The sequence below is a fragment of the Chryseobacterium sp. S0630 genome (assembly GCF_024158915.1).
Classification (GTDB): domain Bacteria; phylum Bacteroidota; class Bacteroidia; order Flavobacteriales; family Weeksellaceae; genus Chryseobacterium.
On sequence record NZ_JAMZGF010000061.1, the window covers coordinates 19352 to 32448 of the forward strand.

10 protein-coding genes are annotated in these 13097 nt (G+C 30.4%); 6 read left to right on the forward strand and 4 right to left on the reverse strand.

Annotated features, from left to right (window positions below; translation table 11 throughout):
• Window positions 1-12: 12 nt before the first annotated feature.
• The 3 genes from NK356_RS20115 to NK356_RS20125 all read left to right on the forward strand — a co-directional run bounded on the left by NK356_RS20115 (window position 13) and on the right by NK356_RS20125 (window position 8581).
• A complete protein-coding gene (locus NK356_RS20115) occupies window positions 13-4842 on the forward strand; it encodes a DEAD/DEAH box helicase (protein ID WP_253317862.1) in 4830 nt (1609 codons plus the stop codon).
• Window positions 4843-4847: 5 nt separating this feature from the next.
• On the forward strand, window positions 4848-7241 hold the full coding sequence (locus NK356_RS20120) for a DNA/RNA helicase domain-containing protein (RefSeq protein WP_253317863.1): 2394 nt from the start codon (window positions 4848-4850) through the stop codon (window positions 7239-7241).
• Window positions 7242-7321: 80 nt separating this feature from the next.
• Window positions 7322-8581, forward strand: coding sequence for an exodeoxyribonuclease VII large subunit (locus tag NK356_RS20125; RefSeq protein ID WP_253317864.1), 1260 nt, complete (start codon window positions 7322-7324; stop codon window positions 8579-8581).
• On the opposite strand, the gene NK356_RS20130 is transcribed toward NK356_RS20125, so the two are convergent.
• The 4 genes from NK356_RS20130 to NK356_RS20145 form a co-directional block, all read right to left on the reverse strand.
• On the reverse strand, window positions 8574-8777 hold the full coding sequence (locus tag NK356_RS20130) for a hypothetical protein (protein WP_253317865.1): 204 nt from the start codon (window positions 8775-8777) through the stop codon (window positions 8574-8576). The two genes, NK356_RS20125 and NK356_RS20130, sit on opposite strands and share 8 nt — an antisense overlap.
• Window positions 8778-8862: 85 nt before the next feature.
• A complete protein-coding gene (locus NK356_RS20135) occupies window positions 8863-9666 on the reverse strand; it encodes a GIY-YIG nuclease family protein (RefSeq protein ID WP_253317866.1) in 804 nt (267 codons plus the stop codon).
• A gap of 26 nt (window positions 9667-9692) precedes the next feature.
• Window positions 9693-10388, reverse strand: coding sequence for a protein phosphatase 1 regulatory subunit 42 (locus tag NK356_RS20140; RefSeq protein WP_253317867.1), 696 nt, complete (start codon window positions 10386-10388; stop codon window positions 9693-9695).
• A gap of 85 nt (window positions 10389-10473) precedes the next feature.
• Window positions 10474-11166, reverse strand: a complete 693-nt coding sequence (locus NK356_RS20145) for a hypothetical protein (RefSeq protein ID WP_253317868.1) — start codon at window positions 11164-11166, stop codon at window positions 10474-10476.
• A 182-nt stretch (window positions 11167-11348) separates the two neighbouring features.
• Here NK356_RS20145 and NK356_RS20150 point away from each other — a divergent pair, with 182 nt between their 5' ends.
• Genes NK356_RS20150 through NK356_RS20160 form a run of 3 tightly spaced genes read left to right on the forward strand, consistent with a single transcriptional unit; the run spans window position 11349 to window position 13040 of the window.
• Window positions 11349-12392 (forward strand): DUF3945 domain-containing protein, encoded by a 1044-nt coding sequence (locus NK356_RS20150; RefSeq protein WP_253317869.1) that lies wholly within the window; start codon window positions 11349-11351, stop codon window positions 12390-12392.
• A complete protein-coding gene (locus NK356_RS20155; protein ID WP_253317870.1) occupies window positions 12382-12618 on the forward strand; it encodes a hypothetical protein in 237 nt (78 codons plus the stop codon). The genes NK356_RS20150 and NK356_RS20155 overlap by 11 nt, the downstream gene beginning before the upstream one ends.
• 41 nt (window positions 12619-12659) lie before the next feature.
• A complete protein-coding gene (locus NK356_RS20160) occupies window positions 12660-13040 on the forward strand; it encodes a hypothetical protein (protein WP_253317871.1) in 381 nt (126 codons plus the stop codon).
• The last annotated feature ends 57 nt before the right edge of the window (window positions 13041-13097 follow it).

Genomic DNA, 13097 nt, shown 5'->3' on the forward strand with positions numbered 1-13097 from the left:
TAAAAACTTAACATGACAGAGAATACTGTGCTTTTTGACAAATTAGTTGAAAGGAGAAAAAAGCATATAGAAACATTGCTAGACGAGGAATTTAGCGGAATATGGAGATATGTAAAAGGAAATTATTCTTCCGAAGCGCATTTTATACACGAACTTCTTCAAAATGCTGATGATTGTGGTGCTTCTTATGTAGATTTTAAAATAACTGAAGACGGATTATATTTTAAGCATAATGGTATTATAAGATTCACAATTTCCGATGTAGATAAAACAACGCAAGATAAACTGAATGGTACATTAGGGCATATAAATTCCATAACAGCAATAGGTAATTCGAATAAAGTAGATCAGCAGAAAATTGGAAAATTTGGTATTGGATTTAAGGCAGTATTCGCATATACTAATGAGCCAGAAGTATATGATGATAATTTTTGCTTTAAATTAAAGAATTACATTGTTCCAGAACGATTAATTGAAAAAAATACAAATAGAAAAAAAGGAGAGACCTTGTTTTATTTTCCTTTTAATAATGAAGAGAAACCAAAGGAAGTTGCCCATCGAGAAATAGTTAATAAATTGAAATCTTTACAATCACCACTACTTTTTCTAAAAACACTCAACATAATTAGGTGGGAAAATAAGAAAGAAAAAGGATTGTTTACTAAAGAAGAAGATGTTGAATTTTTTAAGGGTAAATCTTCAGATAATCAGATTATTAAACTTGTAAATCAAGTTAATAATGATATTCAACTGAAAAGGATTTGGTTGTTTACAAAGACTGTACGACTTAAAGATCAAACTGGAGTTCAAAAAATAAATGTTGGTTTTTTTCTTAATGATAACAATACTATTAATTCTGATAGTAAAGTAGATGCATACTGCTTTTTTCCTACAAAAGAAACAACGAATTTGAGATTTATTATTCATGCTCCATTTCTTTTAACTGATAATCGCCAAAATATTTTAGCGGGAAATGATTGGAATAAGTTTCTGATTGAGGAATTAGCTACCTTGGCAACAGAAGCCTTAATGAGTATCAGATCTAAATGTTTAGATGATAAAGTTTCATATTTTGGAAAGTCATTTGTTGAACTTTTACCATATAATGAAGAAGATTTTTCAAATATTAACAATAACGATAGAATTTCCTTTTATCCATTTTATAAAAAAATTCTAGCATTATTAAGAACAGAGCAAATACTTCCTGGAAGAAATAATATCTTTTACAGAGCTTCAAATTCTTATTGGTCGACAGATAAAGAATTAACAGATTTATTTTCTGACGTTCAGGTATCTCAAATTACTAATCGAGCAAATGTAGGTTTAATTTTTACGCATATTGGTCAAAAGAATGTTGAACAAAATAATAAACCATTGCATAAATATTTACGTTCGATAACAAATGAGATACTTGGACCAGAAAAAATAATTAAAAATATTTCAACTGCATTTACTGAAAATCAATCTATAAAATGGTTATTAAAATTTTATGGCTATTTAAGTGAAAGAGACTCTTATCTTAAAGTAGCTAAGGAGTATCCTATTATTTTGGATAATGAAGGTAAAGCCGTCATCCCTTACGATAAGATAAAAAATCATTATAATATTTTTCTGCCAGCTAGTAGTTCGGAGGATTTTAAAACAGTTAATTTAGAATTCCTTAAATATGATGTTGCGACTATTTTTTTTGAAAGATTAGGACTATCTATTCCAGATATAAAAGCCAATTATTTAAAAAAAATTCTTCCTAAATATGAGGAAGATATTGATCTGAGTGATAAAGAACTAATATCTCATACTAAAGCTCTAATTGAATTTTATAAAAGTTGTCATACCGAGGAGTTCAAAAGTTATGTTGAACGTCTTGGTAAATTACCTCTGTTTAAAGGTATACAAAATAATAAGAGCAAAGATGTCTATTTGATTACTTCTAATGAATTATATCATCTAACAGAAAATTTACATACGTACTTTGAAGGTTATGAATCTGTCTATTTCTTTGATGAAAAATTTTACAAAGCAAATCTTTCTGAAGAAGAATTTACTTTTTTAATTAAAATACTAAATCATCTTGGGGTTAGTTTTTTACCTCGGTTGAAGAAAATAGAAAGATATTGTGATTCTAATACTTTAGAGAAATTCAATCTGTTGAGATACAAAGGTAGCTACTATAAAACCTTAATCGATCGTGAACTAGAAGGACTTGAAAATGTTATGCGAGTCATTTCCGTTGAAAAATCTCTAGTTATTTGGCAAATATTATTAGAAATTATAGGTGCAAGAAATTACTCATACTATAATTCTATGGTATTCGAAGGAATGTTTACGCATCGAATTGATGGACGATATTCGCCTCAAAATATTTGGTTTGAATCTACATTTATTAAACACTTAAGAAATAATCGATGGTTATATAATTCAAAAATCGAAAAAACAAATCCAAAATCAATACAATACAGTGATTTGGCTGCTGATTATTTTGGTTTATCATCATCTTCCTCCTCCTCAGATCTGTTAATACGTCTGTTAGAATTCCTTCCTGAGCAAGTAGATCCACAACTGTCCGATGAACAGCAGGAAATTTATGATATAGGTAAGGCTATTTTAAATTCTGGTTATACAGAAGAACAAGTCATAGCAGCTATTGCAAAACTAAATACGGACTCTGAGATAATAATTAAACATGAATCAGTAAATGAAGAATTTATTCACGATGGTCTAAATACATCAACGACTAGGAATCGAGTGCAAAAAACAATTAGAAACATTAGTGAAAGATTAAATGAAAGTTTTTTTGAAAACCATAATCATAAAGTAACTGGTGATAACATAATTGTATCTCCGGTAATAGATTATGAACAGGAAGAACAGGAAGATATTAGTGGCTCTTTTATTTCCAGTATAGATCTAGAGGATGAATACAATAAAAGGATTAAGCAAGTACAACGTGAGGTCGAAGAATTAGCATTGGTTGAACAATTAAAATCAGAAGTTGTAGATAATGATAAATATACATTTGGATGGTTTAAAGCTTTAATGGAGCTTGAATATCTAAATAATTCTGACTTTAACTCTAAAGGAAAAGAAATATCTATTTCTTTTTCACAAGCGGTTATGGAAGATAACGACAGTAAGATCATTATTTTAAGTAAGCCTTCTAGATATATTCCTGGAAATATTGAAGATATAGGTAATCTAGTTCTAAATATATATAAAGGTCGAAATGTTCAACAAGTAGCAATTGAAGTCGTAAATGTTAAAGAATACTCTCTACATGCAAAGGTCAAAAGATTATCTGATATTCAAAAAATAGATTTCTCCGAGGTTTCGAAGGTTGTAATTGATATTAAAAATCCAATCTTTTTACTTGAAGAATTACGTAAAAATATTTTAAGTTTTTCATTTGAAGACGATTTCAATTTAAAAGAAAATCTAACTGAAAAAATAAAATTTGTATTTGGCCCTCCTGGTACTGGCAAAACAACATATTTAGCAACTGATGAAGTTATACCTTTAATTAAAAAAAATCATAATTTGAAGGTTTTGATATTAACACCTACAAATAAAGCTGCTGATGTACTTTCTTCTAAAATAATGGAGGTTATTGGGAATAGTCGTTCTTACTTAGATTGGCTGATAAGATTTGGTCATAGCACTGATCGTTTCGTAGCTGAGGAATTAGGTGAGGATTTCAGAAAGATTGATATTAATTCTTATGAAAAATCTGTAGTAGTATCAACAATAGCACGTTTTGCTTATGATTTCTTTTTGCCAGAAGGTGAAATAGAAAGAATTTACTTGCGCGAAATTAAATGGGATTATATCATCATTGATGAAGCTTCAATGATAACACTTCCAAATATAATTAATGTCCTATATGCTCAGCGTAATGCTAATTTTGTAATTGCCGGTGATCCATTTCAGATAACACCTATATCCAGGATAGTACAATGGCAAGATGAGAATATTTATAGTTTAGTCCAACTAAATTCTTTTGATAATCCAACTACTGAACCTTATCAATATGATGTAATAAATAGGTATACTCAATATCGTAGTATTCCTACTATTGGCAATGTATATAGTAATTTTACATATGGAGGTAAATTGTTGCATCACAGAAAACCTGAACAGCAAAAAAAATTACAAATAGAAGGTATTGATTTTACAGACCTAAACGTGATTAAGTTTCCAGTTACAAAAATAGAAAGTATATTCAGACCTAATTCATTAGATGGTTCTAAATATCATATATATTCTGCATTGTTTACTGTCGAATTGGTTTTGAAAATGGTTAATGACCTCAGATCTAAAGAACATGAATTCTTCAAAATTGGTATAATTTGTCCATATCGAGCACAGTCAGATATTATAGAAAAATTAATTTTTGAACAGTTTATTTCAGATGAAAAAGTTGAAATTGTTGTTGGAACGATACATGGATTTCAAGGAGATCAGTGTGATATAATATTCACTATTTTTAATCCGCCCTTAAGTATTCAAGGATCGGAGGAAACTTTTTTAAATAAACATAATATACTTAATGTTGCAATAAGTAGAGCTAGAGATTATTTGTTTATACTTATGCCAGATGATCATACGCATAATATTGAAAATTTGAAAAAAATAAAAAAAATTCGGGACTTATCAGTCACTTTTGGTGGTAGTAGTTTTACTGAATTTTCTTCGCAGTATATTGAAAAAGAATTATTTAATAGCGCTTCTTTTATCTATGATAATTCTTTTGCAACAGGCCATCAATCAGTTAATATTTATTCTAAACCGATTAAAAAATATGAGGTTAGATGTGAGAATTCGGCAGTTGATATACAAATAAAATAATAAGTATGAGTGTTGAAATCATTAACCTAAATGGATATTCTCCTTATCTTGATCCAACTTTATTTCATCAATCTGCTGAAAAATTTTATGAAGATGAAAACTATAGAACAAATATTATAATATTCAATAATTTTCCTTTAGCAATTACTCCAAAGACAAATATTGATTTAATAATTTTTATTAAGACAGACTCGGTAGGTAGTAAAAAAAGTCCATATAATTTTTTTGGTAAAGATTTTAGAAATATAATTATTCCTATAAAAATTGCTAATGAAAGATTTGCATACGAAGATATTCATGATGAATTATTGATCGAAATGTTTGAGGGAGATGCTGAAATGCTTAATAATAGTTTTAGAACTTTTCTTCAAAATAGATGCGATTTTAAAGTTGTAATGGTAGAGCCTGTCATTTTTGTACAAAGTGATAAACCTCATTTTTTAAAAAATATTATCTTAAATAATAATTTGGACTTCCATACTATTATCGAATATTTGAAAAATAGAAATTATAGCCTATATTCATCCTATAGAAATTGGTATTCTTCATCTTTTGATACATTTTCTTATGATATAAAAAGAGTTTTTGACCAGGCATCGAAAGATTCAAATTACGGTTATCTAACAAAAAAGAAACTTAACTATATAGTAAGGAAGAGAAAGTCATCAGATTATATTTTGGAGCACGTAGGAACAAAAACAATAATTATTGAAGGAAGGGCTGGCACAGGTAAAACAATGGAATTAATTAATATTGCTAGTATGATAATGGAGAGTGGCAATAATGTACTATTTCTATCATATAACACATTACTAGTTAATGACGTTGCTAAAATTCTTAAACATAGACATAATGCGTTACTGAATGAGAGAACAAAAAATAGAGATATCACTAATTTCGAAAAAATAGGTGAAATTTCAGTCAATACAATTCATTTTTATCTATTTCATCTTGTGAAGTCATTAGGAGTATCGCTTATAATCAACTTTGATAGAATGCAAAAACTGTTGAATACACTTAAGGAACGTACTGAGATTGTAGGTCAGTTTATAAATAACAATATCAACCCAGCAATCGGATTTGATGCAGAAAATTTAAAAACTTTAATACAAAATGATTTGACCCTTTCAAAAGATTTAAAGGAAGCAGGTATACTTCTTCTTAATTTTCTTATTAAAAAGAACTATGACCCTAAATTTCCTTTATCAAAAAATATTCAATTTTTTATTGAAAATCGAAAAAAAATTTTAATATCAAACTTCCAAAAAGAAGTTTTTGTATCTGATTATCATAATATTTTAAAAGAAACTTTAAAAGTGCTCAAGCAGACTGATCAGTTTTATGATGATTTTAATATAGCTAATAAAGGAGAATATTTAAAAGATCATTTTTCATTAGATAATGAAAATCAAAAGTATTTTTCAAGACAAACATTTAATTTAAAAATTAGCAATAGAATAAGATCTCGGTTACGTGGTAGAAAAATATTTATTGATGAGGCTCATGATTGCACTAAGATAGAACGAGATATTTTAATGACAGTCTTTGGTTATAATAACTTTACTGTTTCATCAGGAGGGAAAGAACAACTTATCCGAACTGGAGAAGTATTAGATTGGGATGTCTGTGTAGGGAAAAAACATCCTACAGAAAAATTCTCAAAAAACAATAGAACCTACAGAATGAAGAGTAACATTGTTCATTTGGTTAATTTTATAGCTAAAAGATTTAATATTGCGATTAATCTTATACCTGATTCAGAGGAAGATTCAGGTAAACTCACCTTAGATTTAAGACCTATTTCAGATGATGGACTGAAGAGTTCAGTGGATGAGCATTATTTTGAGGGGTTTCTTACCGGATATTCTGCATATGAAAATCTACTATTTTTATTGGATTCAAGATCTGATCATATACTTAGCGTAGAGAACTCAGAAGAAAAAATGTTTGTTACTGAAAATGATAATATTTCAGTAAAAAGAAGTTTTAGAAGAAGTTGGAAGTTTACAGATCTTCTTAGTAATAATAATAACTTTATCATGTGGAATGGGACAGTTGAGGGTAAAAATAGACTCCCCATCCCTCAGAATAATGATGCCAGAATGATTTATTACGAATCATGTAGAGGCCTAGAAGCATATTCCGTTTTTTGCTTTGCTCTTGACCAATATTTTGTTCATAAATACAATGATGACGATGCTAGTATGTATTTACTAAATGATTTATATTACAGTGATAATGATCGTAGAAATGCTTACGCGATTACTGCTGTTATTATGGCAATGACTAGAGCTATAAACTCCCTTTATATTAATATAAAAGATTCGGAATCTACATTAGGTAAAGTTTTATTAGAGTATGCAAGTGCGTTTCCGGATAAGATAAAAATATTAAAATAGATAATAGACGAATCTAAAATTGCTTTTATTTACGTATTTGTAATTTAGAATATCTTTGTAAAATATATACTATCTTCATAATGCAAAATATTGATAAGGGATATGAGACTTATTCCCCTTCATCTGTACTAGGTCTATTTAGCAATGCTTTAAAGATTAACGCAACAATCAATCTTATTTATCTAAAAGGTAGATATGCATATGGTGGAGGCAAAGCGTATGGTAATTACTATTACGATCATTTATTTTCGGAATCGGATAATATTTCAATAGGAGTTAGAATTTCAGCATTATTAAGAACAAAGATTATTAATAATGAAGTGTATACTTTACGTGGATATATTGAAAAAAGTATAAAAAACTCTTCTGTTGAGTTAAGGTTTTTGGTAGATGAAATTATACAACAAGAGGAAAAAGCAATTTCAGAAGAAGAGTTACAACGGTATGAACTTATACAGGAAAAACTGGAAAAAGGATCAACGGATCTGGAAACGGTAATCAGAAATAAAATCCTAAAAGAAGAGCCTATAAGAATTGCGAATATTTATGGTAATAATGCAATTGTTCAAAGAGATTTTGCTGAAGGACTTGATGTTTCGCAGAAATATTTTCAGATTTCTGAATATACCTGCAGCATTACCTCTTCGACATCCATTTCAGAAAAACTGAGTGAAGTCTCTAAATCTGAGTATGATATTATTGCGTTAGTCAGAGGAGGAGGGGATCGCCAAAGCATGGAAACCTTTAATAATATTACATTATCAAAACTCTTTATCAATTTACCGGCAGTGTCGGTAACGGCCATAGGACATACAGTAGATGAAACCCTTTTGGATAAACTCGCTGATAAGCGTTTTCATTTACCTCACGATTATGGAGCGGGTCTACACGCTATTGTAGAGAAGCTACTACATGAAAAGTCCAATTCGAGAGCGTTGCTTATTGATGAGGTTAAAAAAGATGTCAGAAAACAATTTACTGAGCAAGTGAAAACATTGTCTGAGCAACTTGCTAAAAAGACGGAAGAATTTCAAAAACTACAGGAACTTTCTTCTAAGCAACTTCTTGATACACAGAAAAACTTCGCTGAACAGCAAAAACAAAGACAGCTGGAGATGGATAATTATAAAAAAGAAATATCCGCACTGTACGAAAAGAATTTGCAATCTGTTATTAATGAGAAGACCGCATCTTTAAAAGCAGGAATGGAATCTTTACAGAAAGAAAATTCCAGACTGACTACAGAAGTTCAGCAAAGCAAAGGGGATCATTTCAAGATTATTATTGCTGTGATTATTTCGTTAATTGTTGGCTTTGTATTAGCTACTCTTTTTAAATAATTTTTTCCTTAGTGAGTAAAACGCCTAAATGAAAAAGTGTTTTTGCCTGGTACTGCTTCCGAAGAGCACTTAATCTTTTTTCGATTAAACTTTCACTGATTGTGATGGAGTGGTGGGTGCTTAGTTGTTCGCTGATTTCTGTGACTTTATAGCCTTCTGATAGATATTTTATGATGAGTAAATCTCTGTTTTCCATTGTTTAAAGATAATGATTTCCAATATGAAATTTAGAACCGATTGATGTTTTATAAATGAAATAAGATTTATGTATTCAAGGTTAATTAATTATTGTTTAAACCAAATGAATTGGTTCCCAGTTTATTTTTGAAAAGACGTTCTTTTTTGATGGCTTCGTCAGCAGTTATCGTTTTCGGAAGAAGCATTAAAATTGAAAATTGAAAATGGTTACCATGTGAAGGGTCACAATCAAGAAGTTCTTTTAACATCTTATTATTTCCATGACCATTCGTTAAAGCGTAAGCTGACCAGCGACTCCAGATTCCATTTTCACCGTATGCTGATCCTACATAAAGCTTGCCCGTTTGGGTATCATTGATAAGATATACACCCTTTGTTATGGAAAGTACCTTTTTCCAGTCGCTGTATTGATTGGTTACTATTTCTTTCAGTTCACTAAAACTTAGAATAAAATCGAAATAATCTGTAAACTGCTTGTAATGAAGGCCGGGTTTGATCTCTATGACTTCCATTTCATTTTTTATCCATTGATGCCATGAAATAGCATTGCTCCACTTGATAATAACCCTCTTCTTAAGATCGTCATATTGCTCAGGTACTTCTATCATTTCATAATGGTAGCAGTCTTTAGCAAACTTTTGTCTGTCTGTAATTTGATAAACACCAATAAATCGAGCGAAGACACCCTCTTCACCAATAAACGAAACGATATAATCGACATCTTTAAAAACATCTTTAGATTGTGAACTCTGATAAGCAAGGAATTCTGAACGGTGATTCTTATAAAGATCATATAAATTCTGCCTTCCGTCTTTGTGTCTTACTAGTTTAACTTTTACATTCTTTTCTAATCCTCTGTTATAAAGCAGTTCTTGTATGGTAATCATTATATGCTGTTTTGTTTCGATGGTATTTATTTAACGGTAATAATAGGTGCAAGTTTCGTTGCTTCCTGATCAGCACCTTTAATCAGTTTTACTGAATTTTCGATATAGAATGTTTTTAGGGTTTTATTATTCGTAATATCCAGTTCTTTTATTGATGTACCGAGTAAGTACAATTGTACCAACTCATTATTTTTTGATAGATCAAGGTTGACCAGCGGTTTACATCCATCAAGATTAAGCGTGTGGAGGGCTGGAAATTTTCTTGTGTCGAAGTCAGTAAATAAATTATCCTGTAAATAAATGTATTGTATATTTTTAGAGTTTAACTGAATTTTGGTTAATCCCAATCTGAAAGCATAAATTCCTTTCAAATTAACCAAACCTTTTAAATCTAGAACTCCAATTTTGTTGTTGTCACCTATATAAAGATTTTCAAGCTTTGTAAGTTTGTTTACTAGGGAAAAATCTGAAATATTATTCTTGCGCAGATTAAGTTCTTTTAAACTCTGAAAGTGTTCAAGGCCGCTTAATTCCGAAATATTCTTTTCGTCCAGTTTCAGTTCGGTTACGGTTTTTATTTCTGAAATTTCTAATTTTCCGTTATGGTTTTGATCGAACTGCTGTAACAGAGCTGTTTTGAGATTATTGTCTTTAATGGAAATTTCTTGTGCAATAATGTTGATGGATAGAATGACTGCAAATGTTGATATAATTTTAAGCATTTTTGAAAAGTATATTATAAAAGTAGGATCGATAATTTATGAGAACCTTAGTTGAATTCTACAATGATTTATACCTATAATAAATCTATTTATTATTGTTAAAGTTGTCAAATAATTCCTGTAACGTAAATACTTCAGGCTTAGCTGAAAAATTTTCTTTAATTATAATGTATAATTTAGAGTAGGATTTTGGAAGATATAATCTCTCTTTAATATACTGATCTATATATTTCAAAATAGTATCTTTTCGAGTGTGGATGCAGAGAAACACAGCATTTTGAAAATTATACTTGTTTAAATAAATGGTTAATTTAAAGAAATCCCAAAGAAATCTTTTATAAGGCAATCCTCTTTCGGTTTTTACTTCAGCGATGAGACGTTGATTATCAGGGTTCATATCACCCTGATCTTTATGGATAAAGAAATCAGGAATTAAGTTTAACTCTTCAATTAAATCAGCCTCTTTATCTAAAATCGTTTCAATTTTATAAGCAGCATTTTCGATTTCCATGTCGTTATACTCAGAAAAAATAAATTTTTTAGGAATTTGCAACTGCCTTGTTAGTTCACGAGGTTCTGTAATTTCGTTTGCATAATTTAGTACAGCGTATTGTGCATTTAATTGAGTAACAAAATTATTTTCGTATGTAGTCGATGCTTTTTTATTAGTCGCAATCCTATCATTTTGGAACGAAACTCTGGAAGTTTGATAGTGAATTTCCTCAATGCTTTTTAGTGCTTTTAAAAAATTATTAATAGCTGGGTTATTAGTTTTCATTTTTTGTTATCTGTCTCAAATCTACAAAAGTTTACAGAAAGTTATATCATAATATGTAGAAATAAAATTGATAAAACTTTAAAAGGAATTACGCCTCTGAATGCCAAACTATACATCTTTCAACCGCTTAATCAATTGCTATTAAAGAACTTCCTAGTTTGAGTTTCTAATGATACAGTATTATGAAAACAAATAATGGTAAGGAATCTACTGAAAGGGTTAAAGTTAAAGATACACTACTTGCTCTTCACCACCAAACCAATACCATTTGTATAGTGCAAGGAGTTGATTTAAATGGCGAGCTAATAATTGATGTCCCCAGGGAGTCTTATAAAAATGGGTTGCGTTTTGATCGGGGAGATGACCGTTTTCTTGAGATATACAGTACATTCTATCATCAGCTAAAAAATCCGGATAAGTTTTCATTTTTTAAAGTGACTGAATTTGAAGCCGAGCAGACTGTAAAAGATTTACAGGATTATATTGATACTGCTTCTGATCATGAAAGAGAAAAACTGAATGAATACTCCGTTTCTATAGAAAAAGTGGAGGCGCAGAAAGAATATATTGCTATAACTCAAAAAGACCGTTATCAATATGATGTCGAGCAAGTGGATTGGAAAATGATGTCTCAGATTGGATTGACCAGAGAAAAGCTGGAAAGCATGGGGGCATTGGAATCTTTACTTAAGGGATATAAATCATCAATGCTTATCCCAGTGAAGATTGACCTTGGAACAGCGGTCAGTATACTGGATGCGCGCTTGTCTTTAAAGGTTAATGAGGTAGGAAAGCTTGAAACTCGGATTCATCCTATTAGGAAGGAATGTGATTTTACAAAACCATTCTTTGGGCAGCAGTTCAGCCAAGAGGATCAAAAAAATCTATTGGAATTTGGGAATATGGGACGGGTTGTGAAGTTGATACATCCTATAACTGAAGAAGTAATCCCTTCTTTGGTCAGCAGAGATAAGCTGACCAATGAGTTAGTGCCGCTTAGAGCTGATTTGGTAAGAATTCCTTTGGTGATAAAAGGGGTGACACTGGATGAATTACAGAAGAAAACCCTAAAAGAAGGAAAGCCATTGTATATTGAAAATATGCTTTCCAGGAGAGGCACACTTTTTAATGCAACGATTCAGTTTAATACAGATAAACGGTATGTCGAGTTTTTATTTCCTCGTCATATTAATAGTTTAAATTTACATTTAAATTTTGTGCTCTAAAACAGATGTTCCGGCCACTTTCAGAGGGAAAAAATTGAGATCGTGGCAGGTAGAGAAATTGAATAAAGGAGAGCTGGCCTATATTGATGGGCTCGTGGATCGGAAAGGGAAAAAATATCAGGGGTATTTGAGATTTGATAAAAGGGTGGGGAAGTTTGAGTTTTCTTTTAAGAATGTGTGGAGGGAAATAGACGATCTGTCGAAGAAAAGGAGAAGAGGTATTTAATTTTAGTTAATAAAAAACATTTCATATAATTGTAGAAAAAAATGGCAGAAATACAAAGAAATAGTACAGGCCTTTCTGGCGAATACTTTGTCGCAGCTGAACTTCTTAGGAGAGGATTCAGTGTAGGAATTACTATGGGTAATGCCAAGGCAATAGACATTCTTGCAGAAAAAGACGATAAAAAGTTCGTTATTCAGGTTAAAGCAATTTACAAACGAAAAAATAACGGTTGGCCAATAATGAAAGAGAGGATTAACCTTAATCACTACTATATATTTGTTAGCCTGAATGCTGATCAAATGTCAGCACCAGATTTTTATATCGCAACGGGACAGGAAGCATATGATCAGTGTAGACAATATTCGACAAGAGGAATTATTACAATTTCAACACTTAATAAATCTGAATTAGTCAATACTTAATCTGACAGTTACAATCAAATTGAATAACTTTAAACAGATTAAGTATTATGACAACAC

Bases quoted from the DNA above. Each gene is read 5' to 3' on its own strand.
- NK356_RS20160 (WP_253317871.1), top strand. From the start codon at position 12,660: ATGGCAGAAATACAAAGAAATAGTACAGGCCTTTCTGGCGAATACTTT.
- NK356_RS20150 (WP_253317869.1), top strand. From the start codon at position 11,349: ATGAAAACAAATAATGGTAAGGAATCTACTGAAAGGGTTAAAGTTAAA.
- NK356_RS20135 (WP_253317866.1), bottom strand. From the start codon at position 9,666: ATGATTACCATACAAGAACTGCTTTATAACAGAGGATTAGAAAAGAAT.
- NK356_RS20145 (WP_253317868.1), bottom strand. From the start codon at position 11,166: ATGAAAACTAATAACCCAGCTATTAATAATTTTTTAAAAGCACTAAAA.
- NK356_RS20130 (WP_253317865.1), bottom strand. From the start codon at position 8,777: ATGGAAAACAGAGATTTACTCATCATAAAATATCTATCAGAAGGCTAT.
- NK356_RS20125 (WP_253317864.1), top strand. From the start codon at position 7,322: ATGCAAAATATTGATAAGGGATATGAGACTTATTCCCCTTCATCTGTA.
- NK356_RS20115 (WP_253317862.1), top strand. From the start codon at position 13: ATGACAGAGAATACTGTGCTTTTTGACAAATTAGTTGAAAGGAGAAAA.
- NK356_RS20140 (WP_253317867.1), bottom strand. From the start codon at position 10,388: ATGCTTAAAATTATATCAACATTTGCAGTCATTCTATCCATCAACATT.
- NK356_RS20120 (WP_253317863.1), top strand. From the start codon at position 4,848: ATGAGTGTTGAAATCATTAACCTAAATGGATATTCTCCTTATCTTGAT.